This window comes from Paenibacillus sp. FSL H7-0942 (genome assembly GCF_045040715.1).
Classification (GTDB): domain Bacteria; phylum Bacillota; class Bacilli; order Paenibacillales; family Paenibacillaceae; genus Paenibacillus; species Paenibacillus amylolyticus.
Genome location: NZ_CP150279.1, coordinates 5,095,195 through 5,115,313 on the forward strand (window position 1 = coordinate 5,095,195; position 20,119 = coordinate 5,115,313).

General features: G+C 44.6%; 18 protein-coding genes. 3 read left to right on the top strand and 15 right to left on the bottom strand.

All coding sequences use genetic code 11. The features are described from left to right. Positions 1–14: 14 nt before the first annotated feature. Genes MHI48_RS22540 through MHI48_RS22555 form a run of 4 tightly spaced genes read right to left on the bottom strand, consistent with a single transcriptional unit; the run spans position 15 to position 6,362 of the window. Positions 15–2,744: a DEAD/DEAH box helicase gene (locus MHI48_RS22540; protein WP_179086492.1), complete on the bottom strand. Its 2,730-nt coding sequence runs from the start codon at positions 2,742–2,744 to the stop codon at positions 15–17. Between the two features lie 42 nt (positions 2,745–2,786). Next, positions 2,787–4,022: a hypothetical protein gene (locus MHI48_RS22545; RefSeq protein ID WP_076328195.1), complete on the bottom strand. Its 1,236-nt coding sequence runs from the start codon at positions 4,020–4,022 to the stop codon at positions 2,787–2,789. After that, positions 4,012–4,746, bottom strand: coding sequence for a flagellar motor protein MotB (locus MHI48_RS22550; RefSeq protein ID WP_245838147.1), 735 nt, complete (start codon positions 4,744–4,746; stop codon positions 4,012–4,014). The genes MHI48_RS22545 and MHI48_RS22550 overlap by 11 nt, the downstream gene beginning before the upstream one ends. A 14-nt stretch (positions 4,747–4,760) precedes the next feature. After that, positions 4,761–6,362 carry a hypothetical protein gene (locus MHI48_RS22555; RefSeq protein WP_179086493.1) on the bottom strand — a complete coding sequence of 534 codons (1,602 nt, stop codon included), beginning with the start codon at positions 6,360–6,362 and terminating at the stop codon, positions 4,761–4,763. Positions 6,363–6,935: 573 nt separating this feature from the next. Between MHI48_RS22555 and MHI48_RS22560 the strand changes: the two genes are divergently transcribed. Continuing rightward, positions 6,936–7,301: a VOC family protein gene (locus MHI48_RS22560; RefSeq protein ID WP_076328197.1), complete on the top strand. Its 366-nt coding sequence runs from the start codon at positions 6,936–6,938 to the stop codon at positions 7,299–7,301. A gap of 119 nt (positions 7,302–7,420) precedes the next feature. Here the strand turns inward: MHI48_RS22560 and MHI48_RS22565 are convergent, their stop codons facing one another. The 4 genes from MHI48_RS22565 to MHI48_RS22580 all read right to left on the bottom strand — a co-directional run bounded on the left by MHI48_RS22565 (position 7,421) and on the right by MHI48_RS22580 (position 12,784). Next, on the bottom strand, positions 7,421–8,629 hold the full coding sequence (locus tag MHI48_RS22565; RefSeq protein WP_245838159.1) for a GNAT family N-acetyltransferase: 1,209 nt from the start codon (positions 8,627–8,629) through the stop codon (positions 7,421–7,423). Positions 8,630–8,825: 196 nt separating this feature from the next. Then, on the bottom strand, positions 8,826–10,304 hold the full coding sequence (locus MHI48_RS22570; RefSeq protein ID WP_076328198.1) for a methyl-accepting chemotaxis protein: 1,479 nt from the start codon (positions 10,302–10,304) through the stop codon (positions 8,826–8,828). Positions 10,305–10,607: 303 nt separating this feature from the next. Further along, on the bottom strand, positions 10,608–11,651 hold the full coding sequence (locus MHI48_RS22575) for a pectate lyase (protein ID WP_076252791.1): 1,044 nt from the start codon (positions 11,649–11,651) through the stop codon (positions 10,608–10,610). Positions 11,652–11,941: 290 nt separating this feature from the next. Beyond that, positions 11,942–12,784, bottom strand: coding sequence for an AraC family transcriptional regulator (locus tag MHI48_RS22580; protein ID WP_076328199.1), 843 nt, complete (start codon positions 12,782–12,784; stop codon positions 11,942–11,944). A gap of 114 nt (positions 12,785–12,898) precedes the next feature. Between MHI48_RS22580 and MHI48_RS22585 the strand changes: the two genes are divergently transcribed. Further along, positions 12,899–14,884 carry a beta-galactosidase gene (locus MHI48_RS22585; protein ID WP_083677418.1) on the top strand — a complete coding sequence of 662 codons (1,986 nt, stop codon included), beginning with the start codon at positions 12,899–12,901 and terminating at the stop codon, positions 14,882–14,884. Between the two features lie 123 nt (positions 14,885–15,007). Here the strand turns inward: MHI48_RS22585 and MHI48_RS22590 are convergent, their stop codons facing one another. From MHI48_RS22590 to MHI48_RS22620, 7 genes are all read right to left on the bottom strand, one after another. Further along, positions 15,008–16,147: a DUF4179 domain-containing protein gene (locus tag MHI48_RS22590; protein WP_076328200.1), complete on the bottom strand. Its 1,140-nt coding sequence runs from the start codon at positions 16,145–16,147 to the stop codon at positions 15,008–15,010. Continuing rightward, entirely contained in the window at positions 16,137–16,685 is a 549-nt protein-coding gene (locus tag MHI48_RS22595; RefSeq protein ID WP_245838161.1) for a sigma-70 family RNA polymerase sigma factor, read from the bottom strand. The genes MHI48_RS22590 and MHI48_RS22595 overlap by 11 nt, the downstream gene beginning before the upstream one ends. A 173-nt stretch (positions 16,686–16,858) precedes the next feature. Further along, a complete protein-coding gene (locus tag MHI48_RS22600) occupies positions 16,859–17,260 on the bottom strand; it encodes a hypothetical protein (RefSeq protein WP_076328201.1) in 402 nt (133 codons plus the stop codon). A gap of 34 nt (positions 17,261–17,294) precedes the next feature. After that, positions 17,295–17,621, bottom strand: coding sequence for a hypothetical protein (locus MHI48_RS22605; RefSeq protein WP_076328202.1), 327 nt, complete (start codon positions 17,619–17,621; stop codon positions 17,295–17,297). 14 nt (positions 17,622–17,635) lie between these two features. Continuing rightward, complete coding sequence (locus MHI48_RS22610) at positions 17,636–18,286, bottom strand: SMI1/KNR4 family protein (RefSeq protein WP_076328203.1); 651 nt, start codon at positions 18,284–18,286, stop codon at positions 17,636–17,638. A 25-nt stretch (positions 18,287–18,311) separates the two neighbouring features. Beyond that, the gene (locus MHI48_RS22615) at positions 18,312–18,992 is read right to left on the bottom strand and encodes a hypothetical protein (protein ID WP_076328204.1); all 681 of its coding nucleotides are present in this window, start codon (positions 18,990–18,992) and stop codon (positions 18,312–18,314) included. 35 nt (positions 18,993–19,027) lie between these two features. Beyond that, positions 19,028–19,495 carry a DUF6386 family protein gene (locus MHI48_RS22620; RefSeq protein ID WP_076328205.1) on the bottom strand — a complete coding sequence of 156 codons (468 nt, stop codon included), beginning with the start codon at positions 19,493–19,495 and terminating at the stop codon, positions 19,028–19,030. 188 nt (positions 19,496–19,683) lie between these two features. On the opposite strand from MHI48_RS22620, the gene MHI48_RS22625 reads away from it, so the two are divergent. Beyond that, on the top strand, positions 19,684–20,061 hold the full coding sequence (locus tag MHI48_RS22625) for a PilZ domain-containing protein (protein WP_036617371.1): 378 nt from the start codon (positions 19,684–19,686) through the stop codon (positions 20,059–20,061). Positions 20,062–20,119: the final 58 nt, after the last annotated feature.

Below are 20,119 nucleotides of genomic sequence, written 5' to 3' on the forward strand. Positions count from 1 at the left end.
TAGAATAACTCAGTTTATATCCCCTTCAACACTTCATCTTCAACACTTAATTTCTTACTGGATACGATGACAGATGAAGCCATCTCCTGTTTTTCACTTAAAATCCGATGCACGATCTCTTCAACTGAACCTTGTTTGGTCATGCCTTGTGTGTCCGCAACAATAGGGTAATATACCGTTACAGGCTTGTCCTGCCCAATTCGGTATACGCGGTCTGTAGCCTGATTTTCAACTGCCGGATTCCACCAGCGCGTGTAATGGATCACATGATTGGCTGAAGTAATGGTCAGTCCTGTTCCTGCAGCTTTCGGAGACAAAATCATCACATCGAATCCAACGTTACTGTTAAAGCGATCCACTTGCTCTTGTCTGCGATCGGTCATGCCGTTAATGATCATTGGCGTGATCTCAAAGCAGTCACGTACCGTTGTTCGTAAAATGTCCTGCATCTTGATATATTCGGTGAAGATAAGGACTTTTTCCCCTTTTGCTTTGACTTGACGAATCAGTTCCACCGTTTCTCTAAGCTTGGGTACTTGCTGGTACGGTATATTCATGTATTGGTCAGCAATCAATCCCGGATGAGAGCTCAACGCTTTTAGTTTTTGAATAGCCTGCAAACCGTCCATCGTTTTATTTTTGACCAAGGTGATTACTTCGCTATACAAACGTTCCTGTTCCGTTCCCAAAGGCACATTGGTAATGACAGCCTGCTTGGTCGGCAATTGATCCCCGAGTTCTTCTGATTTCGTGCGGCGCTTGTACACCATCGCAATTCGAGCCAGAAGCTGCTGCTCGACATCAGTGTCTCTTGAGTCTGTAGTAAGCTTGTTCACAAATTCTTCCTTGAACTGACTGAGACTGCCTAATAATCCTGGCTGCACATAATCCATGATAGACCACAACTCACTCAATCCGTTCTCCACAGGGGTTCCTGTCATGGCGAGACGGAATTTGGACTTCATCGCTTTCAGCACCTTGGAGGCAGCCGTTGAGGGATTTTTGATGGCCTGTGCTTCATCACAGATCACCACCTGCCAGTTCACTTGTCCAAACGACAGTTGGTCCTTCACTAAGGTATGATACGTTGTTACTGTGATGCCAATGTGCCTCAGTTCCACCGCATCCTTCAACCGCTCCGTTCCCCTATGAAGGTACAGCGACTTCAGCAAGTAAGGAGCAAATTTGCGCACTTCCTTCTCCCAGTTGTCCATGAGTGTCTTGGGCACCACAACTAATGTTGGCGTAAGTCTTCCGATTTCCTGGAGATAAGACAGGAAAGAAATCACTTGTATCGTTTTCCCAAGCCCCATATCATCAGCCAATAGACCTCCCAATTTGCGATAATGGAGTGATTTCATCCATACGAATCCATCTGCCTGGAATGGTTTCAGGGAAGCAATAAATGCTTCAGGCGGCTGGTTTGAGAACACTCCCAGATCCTGCATCTCTTGCTGCGCTTGCAGAATCGGCTGATTAAACTCCAATTGACTGATGTTCTCGTAAATCTCCAACACATACGGCAGCTTCGTTATATCTACCAAGTTACCTTCACTAAACATTTCTCGTTTTGCCGTATCCGTAGTTTCTACAAAGGCCTCAGCATCTTGCGGCAATTTAAGCCAGCTGCCATTCCATTCTATGTAGTCCTCGCCTTGCTCCTTGGCCTTTGAGATCAAATCCAACATGTCAGAAGCTTCCCACGTTTGCTGTACTTCCCCAGTCTCGTCTTGCGCGGAAAAGCCAAAATCCAGTTCGAACCATCCTCGCTCTTGTTCAGTAGCATGCACAAATGGCTGGGCTTTATAGACTCGAATACCTAGTGACTTTACCCGTTCACCAAACAGGGACAAATCAATACCTTCCATTTCAGGTACATATGCTTCAGGATTTTCAGCAAATTTCGGGATATCCGCTCCTTGAATCTTTGGTAATTCTCGAATACGATCGGCATGATCTACAACTGAGGGCTTCACAAATACTTTTCTCCGCTGACGATCCACGGCATAACGACTAGCGGAAGAACCCATTTCATTTAACAAATCGGGGCTAATTGGATCTGATGAGTGGTACTCCGGATGAAACGAAACACCTTCCGAATTGTATTCCAATCCAAGATCCACTTTATCAACAAACAGATATTCCTGATGCAGCAAATAGTCATCCATAGGATATTCATGATGTATTGCCCAATGACGAACTTCCGCAATATAGCTGAAGATACGTTCCTGATCCAATGGATTAGGAGCCTTATCAATCAGCTGTTGAAATTGATATTGCTCCGAATCCATAAGCAATACCTGCTGATCGGGTAACACCAGCCATGGCCCAATCCTTTTTGCAGTTCGCTCCAAATGACTCCACGAACCACAAGCCTTTTCCAGCACGAATTTAAAATGAGCCGTTCCCACTGCGCTCTCGTGGCCTAACTTCAGGTCAAGCTTCTTCGATGCAGGAATGCCCAATCTCTCCCGCAGTTCTGGTGGTACATCGTCAAATTTATCTGTATTTAATACATAATTGCTATCTTGTTTATCCAAATATCCCTCGAACCACATGTCTTCCAGAGTCTCTAACAGCTCAGCGTTACTGATCTGTCGAAGTTCGGAGATTCTTAGACCAAGTGGAAATTGTAGTGCCTTTTCTTCTCTGACAATGGAATACAATAGCCCGTTCGGAACCATTTCCTTCTCAACCTGTATGTCCGAAACTATAGAATCTGTCGACTTTCGACGCTTGCTCAAGAAACCAAAGAGACCTGCCATCTGCCTTCGCCTTCCTATTCTCTAAAATCTTCCGTTTAAATACTGTCTCATATAGCTATCGAACTTATCGTCCCAGCTTCGACCATGATGACCCAATTTCTCTATAAATAGCTGGACACCTGCTCGACTGGATTCAGGTACTTTAAGCATGCTTTCTTTATTGCTGCGGCTCCTGCTGTTTCTAAAAGTCGGTGATGTGCTTATCGGACGAATGATTTTCTCAAATCCTTCACGATGATAGAAATAGGCCGCCCCCATCTTACCGTATTCAACCACAACGAAGTTATCGAAGTGTATAAAAGCGATCATGGGATCCTGGACAAGCTCTACGTCCTGCATATAATCAATGAATCTTTTCCAATAGTTCAATCGTTGGTTATCTTGGTCGTTTTCGAATAGAATCTGCAGTTTCTTCTGGATAAGCCAGCGTTTGACTTCTTCAAGAGCACCGGAACTTAGAAATTGCCAATCCGTGACGCGTTCCCTGGGATCTCTCAACCTGGCTACGGCCTGCTGAACAATTGCGACATGAAATTGAGTGTATTTACGTGGCTCTAAATAGTTTTTAATGAGCTGTTTGTATTCGTGCATTGAATAATTCTCTAGCAGTCGAACAATAAAATCGGTTCCATCCCGATTAATCATATGATCTTGCGAGAGTCCTTGCTCCAATATTTTTCGCATCAAAGTCGATTCAAGCTTGGATTCTTCTTCGATTTTCAGTGCATGAAATGTATCTGTCATTTTGATTCCCGTTAGTAGGAGAGCAGAAGTAATTCCCTGCACCATACCGGACTCGTGGTACATCGCATTTTCCATATGGTGCTGTATCTTATCGTCTAGCAACAGGAACCCAAATTGATCGACTTGATAGATTGAGCGCAAAAGATCCAGCAAGTAAGGTTCTTCATATTGATGCTGGAAAATTACCCATGCGGTCTTTCCTACTTCCACAGAGTAACGCGCTGTTAAAATACGATTAATTTTCTGCCTCGTATCCTTATTTTCATTAGGAAATGGATATTCGCTATAGATCAGCATCAGCACTTCCATTTTCTTCAGTGAGTGCGCCAATTCCTCAACATTTTCCATGGGGGTAGCGCGAATGATCTCTAGCAATTTCGGAAGCAACATTCTACTGCGCTGCCGGATAATATCCGCCTGTTTGTTTTTGTATTTCCGTTCCATTTTAATTCTTTCTTCGGTAAGCAGTTGTGGTTTAAACGAGAATTGATAAAAGTATTGGTTAATTTCCATCTTTCTCACCCAACCCTTGAAGTTGATCCAATAGTTGATCGTCTTTCAAACGGAATTTGAATTCCACCCGTCTGGACTTATTTGCATCAATTTTCCCATCTTTCTTCAAGATCGGTATACTAAAGGAACGACCATTAGCCGTAATGACTGATTTTAGCTCTTCTTTATATTTAAAATCCGGGAAATTAGGCTGGAATACTTGCTCAACAACAGAAAGTGCGCGGTCTTGGGAAAGTTTTAGATTGTATAGGTATCCGCCTGCGGTATCCGTATGGCCTTCTACGATAATTTGCGATATTTCATCGCGAAAACGGTCGGACAATAGAATATTGATATACTGCGGAATGAACTGTTCCAAATACGTTCTTCCTTTAGCCGAAACTTGACTGCTATTCGAATCGAAGAACACCCCGCCAGAGAAGCGGATTGCTCCTGTCTGGGGATCGACTTCCAGAGCTAGGTCCGAATCTTTAAATGCTTTGATTAATTCCTGAATAATTTCCGATTTGACACCGATGACTTCCTCAATCATCTGATTTTTTTCATTGATTGCTGCTTCTTTCTCTTCATACGCCGATTGCGTATTATATATGGTAATCATGAGTACGAGGGCAAAAATGACAAGCAACGCCGACATTAGATCGGTATAAGATACCCAAAAACTCTCCTTTTCACCTTCATGCGCTCGTGACATATGCCGCTCATTGCGAAATCCTCTAGCCAAAATGCATCATCACCTTACTCTGAAGTTACCGGATTCATGATCCGTTTGGATTGACGATTAATCTCCAACACCGTTTGCTTCAATGTCTGCATGGCATCAGGCAAATCGATCAAACCTTCCTGAATCGCATCAACGCCACTCGCCAAATGCTGAACTGACTTGGTTAGTTCTTGGTCAAATTGATTAAACGTGTTTTGAAGACCACGATGCATATCATCTGTAAACTGATTCATGGAAACTTCCAGATGCTTATTCGTCTTGGACATCGATTCGCTTGCTGAAGTCCACACTTGCTGCAAATGTTCCACTCGCTGATCCATGCTTTCCAGTTGTTCAGCTAATTGGTCTTGCACCCTAGTTGATATATTTCCCACTGCTTCACGTTCATGTTGGATTTCTCTCATCAAGGATTGCATATCTTCTTGGATATGAACAAACTCTGTATTATTATTTGTGAATTTATCAAAGATAAGTTCCAGTTCCTGATTCGACCTTTGACTAAGTTCAGCTTGCTGAGATAATGTGACAGCCAATGATTGTTGACTCTGTGTAATGCTGGATATCCGTTGTAAATTCTCTTCTAAACGTTGCTGGAAAGTAACTTGTAATCCTGTTTGGGTCACAATCGAATCTACATTTTCTCTAAGCGTGTTCATATGGTTTTCAAAATAACCATTAAACGTATTGCGTTCTTCCGTCATTTTGTCCAATAGATCTGCTGTAACCTTCTGAAGCTCGCTGTTTTTCTCCGTTGTTTCGTTCAATTCCGATACGGTTTTCTCCAACACTGTCTGATAATCCGTAATCCGTTCTGTATAATTATGAATATGTTCCGTAAGAACGGTGGTCTTGTCCACCATCGCTGACTGTCCCGCAGCCGAATCCTGCATGGATTGCACAAGCGCACCCATTTCCTCATGCACTTTTTTCTGCCATTCCACGGTATTGTTCAATGCTTCTCCGAGATTCTTCATATGATCTCCAGTTAGTTCATTCAATTGAGTAACGAATTGATTAACCATCTGTTGCATACCCTCGGATTGGTTCACTGTCGATGTCTGCATTAAATCTGTCATCATTTTCTCAGTTCGTTCCATCTGAGGTGCGAGTGATTTCTGAATGGAATCTGCCACACCGTTAACCATATTAGGGATAAGTACATCTGACAAAAAAGACTGAAAATCCTGCATCTGCTTCTCTTGCCGTTGGTCCATGCTGAACAATAACGTGCTTTGATCTTGAGTTGGAAATGACTCGTCAAGCTGTTGACGAATACTGCCAAATGCATTAGTGAGCCTTGGATAGAAAATTCCTTTGTCGATTAACTGCCAAATGAGAGACAGCAGAACTCCCGCAATCGATGATGCAAATTTAACTTTCATCCCCGTAAGCAATGAGCTAATTCCGTCTTGCATCGTGCTTGAGTCGCCATTGACATGCACTTGAGATACACCAAATGCAATCCCAACGAAAGTTCCTACAATTCCCATGGAGAGAAAAATACCCGCAACAACTTCTGCAAACTTTCTTTTTCCAAATTTATGTACTAGAGGCTCTTCAAAAAAGAAGTCATATACATCTGGTGTGTAGAGTATGCCTTTCTGTTGATAACTCATATACTTAACATAGAAACTCTTCCATGCGGGGAGTAAATGTCCCTTGATGTACTTATTATCCTGATTTTCCATCCAATCATTGAAGCTATGAAACTTTGCTGTCATTTCAGTAATATTAGATAATTCATCAAGCTTAGCCTTGATGTCAGATTCAGCTTTTTTGCTGTTCCAGTAAGGTATGAGGACAAAAAACAAACATAGTACGAAAATCGAGACCATTAAACCTATGTAACCCCATGCGAATTCTGTAGATGTAAAAAATGTTGCCATAGCTCCTCCTAAAGATATATAGTAGTTAACTAAATTACGGTCTTCACTTGATACTAAATTTAAATACCCAACTCAAAGTATGCTTGTTATACTTCAATATTTTTCTTGCAAACCAAGATTATCATAATTACCAAGTTCATTATACCTATTTTTTCCTATTAAGAGAAAAAAAATTTAGAAATAAATAGTCCAAACGAACCCTTCTCCATATTAACGTGGTCTATGTTCATTCAACTTTAAGCCTATCGTATAATGAACGTAACAAAAATACATATCATGCAAAACAAAAGGAGAGATTCACCTATGTTGATCAAATTAAACTGGATCACGCTGAGGGTCAGTAATTTGGAAGCTTCACTCGGGTTCTACCACGACATGCTTGGACTTCCAATTCAGCGCAGATTCGAAAGCCGTGGACGGCAGATTGCAATGCTCGGCATGGAGAATGAAGCCAAGCTGGAACTGATTGAGGGCAGTGAATCCATTCTTAAACCAGAGGCTGGCGTGTCGATCGGTTATGAGGTGAACTCGCTGGATGAAGCCATGGAACGACTGGCAGAACTGAATATTCCGATTGTGCGTGGCCCCATCCAGCCCAATCCGCATCTGCGGTTTATTTACATTACAGATCCAGATGGCTTTGAGGTGCAACTCGCAGAGCATGTCTAATTAGGCGATTGCGCACAAATGTGCGTATCACAATAACCAGTTGTTAGTGCGTGTTTGCAGTCAAACCAGATGCAAGCTCATACCTGCATCGGGCAGCGTAAGCACGTTTTTGTGTCTGTTTACAGCTTCATGCGGCGCATCAGCGGCACACCTATGCGATTCAACAACCGATCAAGCAGCAGCCAACACCAGCGTCTGCCCCACGAAAGGTGGCGCTCATACACAGCGGAATATTCAAAATCCGCCACAGCACCGCGATTGCGTTTGAACTGCGCAGCCCCGGCGCTCTCATGTAACAGATGCCCGTTTTCGCGAGCCTGTCCGATCAGACAAGCTGATAACATGCGGTATAGTCCGACGGATTGGGGCACCGCTGTGTCGTAACCAAACAACGGCGTTGTCATGATTCCATTTCGGCAGAAATAACCCATCACCGCGTCCAGGCACCCTTCCTTCCGCAGTCCATAGAGTCTGAGTGTTCCTGATGCCAACGCAGCAGCAATGAACCGCTCAGTGAATTGCGGATTGTGATAGGAGTACTTTTCAAGGTATAACAGCTTGTACAATTCCACAATTCGCGGAATATCTGCATCCGTCATATCTAATTCGGAAACGAATTCGTATCCATGCTTGCCCAATAATTCGTAATCCCGCTTCAACAGCCAACGTGACTTCGAGTTGCCAAAATTCGGATCATGCGCATGGTACAGGTAGATTTGTCGGCTCGGAATTAGTCGACACCCCACTTCCGTTAGCCTCACCGTCAGATCGGGATGAAGTCCAGGGCACAAAGAGCGAAACACAATGACATGTTCAGGGTATCGCTCTTGTACCGCTGTAAGCAAACATTCTGCTTGTTCACCGGACATGGCTGGATACAGATTGGTGGACAACAACCAGTTGTTCACATGCACAACTTTGTTGATTTGCGATTGCTTCATTCCCCAACCTATTAGACTGAGCAGCACAGAAAGACCTTTTTCCAACACAGGCTTCTGCAACATGGTCAATTCTTGCTTGGCGTAACTCACATAATGCGTATATGGCGAACAAACGTAAGCATTATCATACTCTGTATCATTCACCGTCAGCGGAATAACGAGATCATCAATTCGGGCGAGCAACAATGTCGTTTCCACGTTGGACATAAAGCTTTGGGTCCCGTCTAGCATCATAGGTTCCAGATAGACTCTGGCATATCTGCCATCCTCCGTATCGGGCCAGTCCATGTCATTGAACGATTGCTGATCATAAAAACGTACGCGTGCAGCCCTATTATCATTCCTAACCTCATATGTACTGTCATCACAGTCCAATCTATCTTTCATTCCTTTATCCTTCAACCTTCTACTCCCCCATGAGGTTACATCTTCTTTTAACTACCATTTACAGTTTCAGTTCTACGCTCTTCATACTCTACACATCACTGTATAGGAAAAAAATGTCGGCATCAAGCTGTATTCCAGATGAAAAAAGCCCGTATAGTACGCTAAATACGTACCGACAGGCCCTCAACTATTAATATTAAAGTTTATTCTCAACGGAAGAAGCCTGATGATCCGAGACTAACTCATTCAGGTCTACAATCAGTTGCTCCAATTCTCCAAAGCTCTCTACCATCTTCTGTGTCAGGTTACGTTGTTCTTCCATGCTCGCCAGAATCTCTTCTGTCGCTGCACTGGATTGCTCCGTTACACTCGAAATTTCGGAAACTTCATTCACAACTCTGGTGGAAGATTCCTTCATTGTAGCCGAACTAGTCTCGATATCTGTCGCTTGATTCAACACATGCTGAGAGTTGCTGTTGATCGTACGGAATACTTCCTCTGCTGTATGGACGCTATCTCTTCCTTGTTGTAAAGATAGACGAATACGTTCGAATCGATCTGTCAGTGCCTGCGTCTGTCCTTTTAATCGAGACAGGATGGTTCCGATATCACTTGCGGACTGACCTGAGTTCTCTGCCAACTTGCGAACTTCCTCTGATACAACAGCAAACCCACGTCCATGCTCACCCGCACGAGCGGCTTCAATGGCTGCATTAAGCGCGAGCAGGTTGGTCTGACTCGCAATATCCGCTATGCTGTTCAGCATAAGCGTCATGGATTCACTTTCCTCGTTGAACTTTCGCATGTCATTTGCAGTTGTATTGATCGTTTCATATAGATCTTGCATCTGGATGTTTAGCTGGTCCATCTGTGTGCTTCCAGTTTGCGTGCTCGTTGCCATACTTGCGGACAACTCTTTCATCTGCTGCGAATACGAAGCAACGTCCTTGATATGCTGATCCGATACAGATAAGGATTCCGAGATCTCGGCCACACTGGTCGCCTGGAACTCAACACCTTTTGCAACCTCACTGAACCCAAGCGTCACCTCATTGGTGATAGAACCAGTCGCATTTACTTTTTGCTTCAATTGATCTGTATAACGTGATAGACCTTCGACCGATTCCTTCACACGCTCCAGCATGGTTTCCACTCTTTGCTTAGAATGCTCCACCTCATTCTGGCGTACTTCACTTTCATGGAAGAGCCTTTGATTCAGCTGGGAGACCAGCATCAGAATGGCCCCCGTGAGAGCGAATAGTCCCACATTTACGATATTACCTATTAGCTCAACAGAGTCAACGGTATTCATAACAAATAATTGAAGAACACTGTTGACTAGTAATACCGAAAATCCAACCACAAAAAATTTCTTGTTAGGAAATAACAGTAGAACTGCGGTTATGACCAAACTTAACGCAAAATTGACCGTTCCCCAACCGACATAGACTCCACATATTGTAAGTAATACAGTAATCAGCCATGGAATGAGATGAATATGTTTCTTTTTCGCATTAGCGTATGTAATCCAAACTACAAAGATCAGAGCTACTCCATTGGACACAAGTAACTTCGGCATCGTAAAGGCCAGCCCCATACCAATGGCAATAATAATCCACAAAATGATACCGATTAATTTGTTCCTTTTCCAAATAATTTCGTCCATACGATCCATGCATACCCCGTCCTTTTATGTAGGTTAAATGTAAGTTGTAGGGCCTTTCTGTACTACATCTAGTAGTCTTTGGTCCTGCTTATGTGCAAATCGCAAATACGCAGCGCCTTAGCATAGTACATATTAACTTCATAAGTATGAAACCAGCGCTACTTTATGTATATCGGTATTCAACATTTAAAATGAATATGAAATGTAAAATGATATGTAAGCATATCATTTTACAAACAAAAAAAGGTCTGTCTCATGCGTTATGGCGCACAAGACAGGCCTTTTGGGTCGTGAAAGGATGTGCAACAGCTCTTACTTTCCAAATACAAGTGTTGTATTGGAGGAGCCTGCATACTTGGTGACGAACTCACGCGCGTAGCTGGCACTTTCTACCTGATAACTGTAATTGGAGCTTGGTCTCCAGTTCGTTTTAGGAGAAGTCGGACTATTAAGCGCTGGTGTACTGCCCGTATCCGTAAACTCACCTTTTCCTTTGTCATCCAGGATGCCTCCCTTTTCAGCGCCGGCACCAAAGTAGTTGTTTTCGGAATAAATTCGTGCTTTTTCACCAATTGTGATGGCCTGATTAAAGTTGTTTGCATAGTTGTTTTTGAGATGGAAGTAACCATATCTTAAAAGTCCAGGACCACGTACATATAAATTTTCAAAATAATTGTTGGACATCGTCACATGAGGTACTCCATTGTAACTGCTGTTACCATCATTCGGATGACCGAGGATGACGCCATACTTATGGTTCGCAAATTTGGAATTGCTAATCGTAATATAGTCGGCGCGATCGCCAATATACAGAAGTTTGTCCAGATCATTACCGCCAGAGCTGTAGCTGTGACCAGCAAACGTCACATGATCAATCCAGTAATTGGAGCCTGAAGTGATATACATCTGGATATCATCATTGGCATTAATATTGGAAGCGTGTTCAAAAGTCAGATTCTGAAAAATCACATTGCTTGAACTGCTTGTGGATCTGAAATGAATATTCGTTAATGTATGTTTGCCAAAGGAACCTACAAGTGTCTTGTTCGCTCCAAATTCAACCTTTTGCAGCGTAGAGGAAGAAATATTCTGTTCAACAACGACAATCTTGGCTGTAGAGCCCGCCATATGTGTTCTCAAGTCATTGAGATTACTAACATAAACCACCTGACCGTTCTTGCCACCTGTCGTAGCTGACTTGGATACACCATTTTCATTCTTGGCACTGCCTGCAAAACCAGTCAACCCGTTCGTACCTGTGTTCGGATAACTGGCCGCACCATATGTAGACGGGGCTGTGGAGACAGTTAACAACAATAGAGTTACAGCGAGTAAAAGCATCGAAAATTTCTTCAAAATTTCACCATCCTTTATAATATTATCCTCAAAGACAACTCGATTATATCGTGTAACTTTGGCTGTGACAATACAAAAATTGCAAAAAGACAACAATTATCATTTTTATGCAACAGCAGATCAGATATAGTGAAAAAACATAAAACCAGGCCATTCGTTCACACAAAATAGAGCCGCTAATTAGCGGCTCTATTAACGAGTACTATGTGATCCAACTTGGAACTGATCCACCCTTGGATCAGTTCCTAAAGCCTCTGACGAAAAACCATTTGCTTGCGGATAATAATATGTCACGACTTCTGATAGCTGCGGCGGAAGGCGCCAGGTGTGATTCGTTCCAGCTTCTTGAAGATGGCTCCATAATAGCTGGTCGATTCGAAACCGACTTGACGAGCGATATCCTCCATCCCGCGTTGCACATTATCGAGCAGCAGTTCCTTGCTCTTGTTGACTCTTACCTGATTAACATAGCTGATGGGACGAATACCTGTCGTTTTCTTAAACAAATGACAGAAATATTCTGGTGTGACACAGATCAATCCGGCAAGCGTTGGCAAAGTAATCTCTTCAGCATAATGTTGTTCAATATAGTCCAGAACCGGCTTTATTCGCTCATACTGCTGTCCGACGGTATCGCTGCCCTCAACAGATACGCGTTGAATAATCTCTGTCAATAAGGTATAGAGGACAGCGGAGCAGGCGTAATTGCTTAATGTCTGCTCTTGTGGTGTTAAGGCAGCTTGTAGCAGCTCCCGCATTCGGGATAGAAGGTATTCAGGCTGTGCAAGCGTGTATACGCATGTGTGGACAATGCCAACGGTTTCAAACAAGCTTGCTGTCCCGTTGCCATCGAAAATGATCCAGTCGACTTCCCAACTGCCGGATAGCGCATAGTATTCGTGCTTCTGTCCAGGGAATAACAGCATGCCCATACCTGGCTTGACAATATGTTCCGTTTCACTGAGCTTGAGCTTACCCACACCGCTGCGGCATTGTATCCACTGATAATCCTCAATGCCTTGGTCTCGGCGGATATGCTCCTGTTCATGATGCAGGCCGATGCCAAGTAAATAAAAAGGGAGCAACTTGTCTCGGGCAGATAACACCGGAAAATTACGATTGGGATGAGGCATACGACTAACTCTCCTGATCTTAATATTGTTATATCATATTAATTATTTAAGATATTCACTCGAATTAATATAACATATAATCGCAATATATTGATAAATAAAGGAGATCACAGGATGACAATTAAGATCGGAATTGATTATTATCCAGAGCAATGGACCCCGGAGTTATGGGAGAAAGATGCCATACTTATGCAACAGACAGGGGTTGCAGTTGTGCGAATGGCGGAGTTCGCCTGGAGCCGAATGGAACCGACTGAGGGTAATTATCAGTTTGAATGGCTGGATGCGGCCATAGAAGTATTCGCTTCACGTGGTATGGAAATTGTGTTATGCACCCCCACCAATACCCCGCCAAACTGGATGACAACCCGTTATCCGGATGTGCTGCCCATGGATGAACAACGCCACATCATTCGGCCAGGTGTGCGTGGACATCGTTGCAACAACAGCCCTTCCTTGAGAATGCTGGGCTCCAAATTTGTGGAAGCGATATCACAGCGCTACGGTAAGCATCCCGCCGTTATTGGCTGGCAAATCGATAACGAGATGCACTACCAGGAATGCCATTGTGATACATGTAATCGTTCGTTTGTCGCTTGGCTGCAAAAGCGTTATTCCAATCTGGAGGAGTTGAACCGGGAGTGGGGTACGGTCGTCTGGAGTGGTGAGTACAGCAGCTGGGCTGAGGTAACAACGCCACTCGGTGCCAGCAAACCGATGAATCCTTCCTATCTTCTGGAGTACAAGCGATTTTGTTCTGACAGCGTAGGCTATCTGCTGGGATGGCAGCTTGAGATTTTACGCCGTAACTGTCCAGGCCAATTTGCGACGCATAACATGTGGCAATATCCGAATAGCTTGGACTATTATGATATGCACAACGAATTGGACTTCGTCTCTGTTGATTATTATCCGAATGAGCTGTATCGCGATTATGGCGATCGGTTTCCGAGGAACGGAGCGCTTACGCTGGACTTGGTTCGCGGCATCAAACGCCGGAATTTCTGGGTAATGGAACAACTCAGCGGGGCACAGGGCGCCTGGATGCCGATTCAGCGCACGCCCTATCCTGGACTGATCCGAGCTCGCTCCTGGCAGACAATCGCTCGCGGTGCGGATATGGTTGTCCATTTCCGCTGGCGGAGTGCTACCGTCGGAGCGGAACAGTTCTGGCATGGGCTGATCGACCACAGTAATGTTCCTGGACGCAGGTTCAGGGAGTTCGCGGAGCTTACTCGCGAGGTGAACCAGTTAGGAGAACTTTTGGCCGACTCAACCATTGTTACCCAGGTTGCGATTCTGCATTCGCATGATCAGCACACAGCGCTTTCCCTTCAGCCGCAGGCGGAAGGGGGAATGCACTACTTAGACAACTTGTCCTCTATGCATAATGCATTTCTGAAAATGGGCGTCGGTACAGACGTTATCAACTGGACTGAGGAGCTCGATGGGTACAAGCTGGTCATTGTCCCTTCCCTCTTCCTGTTAAGTGAAGAAGTAGCACAGCGGCTGGAGCGATTCGCAGCCAAGGGTGGTACGGTTGTCCTTACCAATCGGACTGGCGTGAAGAACATGAGGAATGTATGTGAGATGCTGCCTCTGCCGGGGCTACTGGGTGAAGCGGCGGGTGTTGTCGTAAGTGAATATGATGCCATCGGCAACAGTGAGCATCGGATACGGAACGCGGAGGGCAAGACTTTCGCTGCGAAGCAATGGTGTGATCTACTGGAACTGCGAGGTGCAGAGCCGATCGCCTGGTATGACAACGACTTTTACGAGGGTGTACCGGCGGTTACTATCAATAAGTTTGGTGAAGGTGAAGTGTATTATGTCGGCACTTGGCCGGAGCCATCGTATTTCTATCAGTTGTTTGAAGGTATATTGAAGGAAAGGGATTTGGCGGCCAAAATCCAGTTGCCGGAAGGTGTCGAGCTGTCGATTCGAACGAAGGGGGAGCAAAACTTCCTGTTTCTGATCAATTTGACGAATGAGCAACGAGAGATTACGCTGGACGTTCCTTATCGCAGCTTGTTGACCAGCGAGAGGTTCGATCAGAAGTTGACCCTTCCAACTCTGGGAGTAGATATTTTAACTGTATAAGATCAACCGTTTTCATATTTAAAAAGGGATGTCTCACAAGGCTTACGACCTTGAGGGACATCCCTTCTCTGCTTTCACTAACATTCACCTAATCTGAATAAGAGTATTGCCAGTTAGTTCATCTTATTTGATTTTGATTTCCAGTTCATCATTCTTGGCTTCCTGCAAATCATCATAGACCTTATCTGGTTTACCACTAAGTTTTAATACCATGGACTCTGGATGGTCCAACAGATTGCTACTGAAAGAATACATCATTCCATCTTCCGATCCGCTTCCACCTACCATGGATAACTTGGTCTGCTTCCCATTACGGGAGGTCGAAATGATCTCGATAGGCCGAACAATCTCGTTGAGCGACAACTTCGTTTTGTAATCAATTTCTTGATCAGGTGCATGGACAAATTTGACCCGAGTTACCAACGGAGACACCTCCACCTCCGACAAAAAGACCTCATACCCTCCAAGAGTAAAAGTCCGATTAACGTTAATGACTTCCGTTTTGGGGATAGAAAACTTGGGATCCAGAGGGAAAGAAACATTCATTTTTTTGGAAAATTGATATTTTCGTTCTTTCTCCCCCTTGTCTGTATAATCCCCCACATCTGGCACAACTGAAGACAGCTGGAATTGTAGATTCACTTGATCAGGCAATGGTTTATTTCGATTTCGATCAATTGTACTTCGACCATACACTATATGCTTATCCTTCGAAAAATACACACCGCCTGAGCTTCCGTTGTCAAGCAAATCGCCTGTCAATGCATCCGTCATCTTCATATTGACAGTCGAATACATCTCCTGCGAAGCATCCGTTTTGGCAGTATACAATACCGTTATTCTATTCTCATCTGCCATAACTGCATTCACAGTAAACGCATATATGCCCGATGTAACCGTCTGATCTACAAGTTGCACATACCCATTATTAATTGCTGATGTTATCGTGGTTTTTTCCACATCGGTTGCCAACTCACGAAAGGGTTCAAGTACTCCCCAATGGGTCACAGGCTCAGTATATGTTGCCTGCTCTTGACCATAACTCCCAAGCGGACCTAAGAGAAACCAACCCGCAGCCAGAACCGTGACCAGCACTGCCGTGATCCATTTGACACGAAAGGTCCTACCTGATCTTTTTGTTCTAACCATCGCGAGACCACGTTGAATTGCAACAGTCGTATCCGCCGGATTCCATTGCTGTTTCTCTCTTTTCACCTGATATGCATCTGCAAGAAGTGCTTTCTCCTCCGGGTTAGTGGTCATGCCAATCCCTCCTATTCCTCATCAACTTGCGCAACTGCTGGAGCCCCTTGTGCTGCCAGGTCTTGATCGTCCCTTCCGGTTTGCCGAGGATGGAGGCAATATCCGTCAGTGTCATGTCGTTATAATATTTCAGCAATAATACATGGCGATATTTCGGTTTCACCTTTTGCAAAAGAGATTTCATAGCGATTCGATTATCGTCAACGCTAATCATCCATGATGCCGGAATACTGCCCTCCATATCCTCCTTCGCCAGAGGTGTTGCCCGCTTGCGGCGCCTCTGTTCATCGATGCAGACATAGATCAGAATCCGAATGATCCAAGACTTGAACGCCTTCTCATTGTTCAGCGTACGACGTTTGATCCAAGCTCGGCACGTCATCTCCTGTACCGCTTCCAGCGCATCTTGCTGGTTACGCAGATAACTGTAGGCAATGGAAATGAGCGTATCTTGATGTTCCATAATAGATTGCACAAATTCCGTCTCGTCTTCGGTCTGTACATAGATCCTCTGGTTCATCTCTGCTTTTGTTTCCACCCCGCATCCCTCCTTCTCTCTCTTTCTGTGGTATAAGACGGGTGAGTGAAGCAAACGGTTTTTATTCATCAAAAAAAGCTCCGCCATCATCATGAAGGAGCTTGATTACATAGGACTTCGTCTGCCGATATACTGAATTACGTACACGCATGAACAATTCAAGATCAACTAACTTACAAATTGCCGGTGACTTCGATCCCGTCGGCCAATTGCAGATGATTTCTCACCCAAGTGGTGAACCGATTCAAAAAAATCCGTAATTCTGGCTCTGCAACCACCTGTTGATCCAGCTCTGATAAAATCCCCACCCACACTTCCTTCGTAATCGGATTCTCCCAGCAGGGATCAAGTACCTTCATCTCTTCTCCAGTTCGCGGGTCAATTAAGGGAAATGCGCGATCCAATGCAGGACGAATGTAGTCAAAGTCTTCATTATATATGAACAGCATGTCTTCCATCTCTACTTCAACCGATTCTTCTATGTATAAAGGGGATAAAACAAAACCCACATTCCGCTGTGGACCTTGATACTGATACATGAGCGCAGGAATTGTTCTCTTTGATTTTTTAGCCATATGCTCCCCCTGTTTCAGGCAAATCTCTTACCGATCAGAGTTCAAACCAGATTAAACCACCATCAAACTGCCTGGTTTCTTGCTCCATCTGATGCATCCAGCTCCGCGCCTCTTCACCCCAGATATGAAACAAACAGTAGATATACGAATCCCCATCGACAATCTCTTCTAACCCGGAAGCCTCTTCCATCCACACTTCAAGGGCTCTAGGCCAGGAAGGATCTTCACAATTCAATACAAAGCCGTTGGAAAAACGTTCCAGGATGTACATATCAGTAAACGTTAATGCACTTGCCAAACGCTTCACAACTTCAGGTAAAATCGCAGGCTCCGTTGTTCTAATTCCATATTCCCAGCCCATATGTACAACCTCCTTCAGACTTCGTTCGCTCCAGATTGTTGCTTTTGTTCATGGATTTGATGGATCGAACGATTCAACCACAACTCGTACCAGTCCAGAAAATGTAATCGATTCGTATTGCCCCAATACTGATCAGGATAGATTCCATTGCGGTTAGCCCGGTCATCAACCCAGATCTCTCCGTAGGAGGCCCCCTTAACAACCAGATTCATGGATATGCCACAGCCAAAATCACTGATGCGCAGCATGCCTGCCGACCATTTTGGATCAAAATATTTATGTTCCAGCGCTTCCCATTCCTCTTCTTCCTTGCTGTCATCGAACCAGTCATAGTTCCAGTTCCATGCTTCCGTGAATTGGAAAGGGTCCGAGACCGCGTTCAGCTCATCGTCATAACCAAGCACAGCGTATACGCCGTCATCCGGGTTTTCCAGACCATAATAAGGCCCTGCACCACCCGTTCCCATATGAAGAAGCCATACCTTATAGTCCTCCGGCAACTCAATTCGCCATTTCTGTTCAAATTGCGTAATATCCTCCTGCGTCCATACAGGTGCCATTTCATATTCGTGGTTCTCTGCGCCAAACAGCTCCAGATCCGGGTCCAGGCTTCGAAGAGTGATCAACTTTTCACGTATTCGCTCCAGTTGTGCAGTGTACGTCATCTACCGCTCCTCCTTTGCTACTCTATTATGTTTGTTCCACCGCGTACCCACGCTGCTGCAACTCATTCAATGCGGCCGCCACATCTCGCTCAGGACACAACTGCTTAATCAGGCTCGCTGTCACCGGTTTTTCATCATATATCTCAGCTACGGCTTTCAACGACAGATCCAGCAAGTCGTAGTACCCTTTTGCCCAATCAACGTAATCTTCCGAGTTCTTCTCTATATATCCAAGTAAAAATTCTGCACCACCTCTGGCGTCCGCTTTGTCTTCCTCGGTCATCGCCAGCTGAATCCAGTTACCAACCTTCCACTGCAAGTCGTTCCCTTCCTGCCACAGGCAAAAGGTCACATCCTCCATATCCAATGTTTCCTCATGACTTCGCAGAACAGCCATTAACGCCTCTGGCACTTCATCGTACATACCCGGGTAGATCTCACCATCCTCACGAGCATGTGGACTTAAAGGTGACTCATGATCAAATCCCTTGATCAACGTGCCTGAGTTCGTAAACAAGACATGCAGATGATCACCTGCACCGTTATTGATGCTTCCCCATGCCACACCTGGCTGAAGTTCATTTTCATAATGATGAACGCGTAGCCATTCTTCCTCCGAAAAGATGATGTCCAGTGCGGCGAGTATTCTCAACCGTTTACGCAGGGCATCTGCATTCATCATGATTGTGTCATTCCAAACCTGCATATGAATCCCTCCTGTTCGTATATCGTAGATGTGCACTAAATCCGGATTAATTCATCCAGCGTGTTAGTTCCCTGAATACTTGGTGTCATGACAATTGTGATCCGACTGGCTTCTCTGGAGAAGATACACGCATAGTTTCCGGGCTTTAACTGAAGCAGGACCCCTTCACACGTCTCATCCGGCTCCAGTTCACCGCCAGTAACATCATCCGCCGCTCCCAGATAGACGTGCCCAGACGGAACTTGCAAATGATACACCTTTTCCCGTTCCGCTGCGTGATCTGAATCTGATTTCACCTCTGCATCTTCCAGGCTCCATTCCACCTCATACACTCCATCCGCACCCAGATTCAGGAACAGACAATGGCCTGCGTTCACCTCAGTCAGCTCATCTTCTGGAATGGACCACCAATCCGAAGTATCCTGGGTACGATGCTTTAACGCTGCTAGATCATATAGGCACAATGTTGCCGTATCTGTAACCATTTGAAATGTTCCTCTCATATTCCTCCGTCCCTTCTGTCTGATTCAGGTCTGTCCTCAGAAATATATTCCATCATTATATCAAGCCTGATCCACGTGTAAAAGGAACCCATGGACCATCTCTGCTTTCACAACTCTTCATTTCTCGCTCCAAATGGTCGATATAAGCATAACTGACTTTTTTTGAACCTGATGGAGGAAGCCAAGCCATGTCAATTAACAATAGAAAAGAACCCTTTCGATACACATTGAAGGAACCGATCCACTTTGAGATCTATATTCTCAGCATCAACGGGGTTAACGCACCAGCCAAACCCATTCAGGCCGAACTCTGCGATATCAGTCGATCCGGCTGTCAGCTGTCATTTCCGCTATCCCTTCCTGTAGAGAACAACGATATTCGGATTGGAATGAATATGCTGCTCTTTGAAGACCCTCTATATATGGAAGGCACTCTCCGCTGGGGTCAAGAAAAAAATACCTCATGGCATTATGGTGTTCAACTCGAAATGCAGGATGGGAACCAGGACCGTCTCTCTAGAGAGATGCGAATGCTTGCAGGACAAGGCAAAATTATCGTGAAATAGTTAAATAGCCTTATAGCCTGATAACAAAAAAAAACAAAAAAACAGCCCAATCAAATTG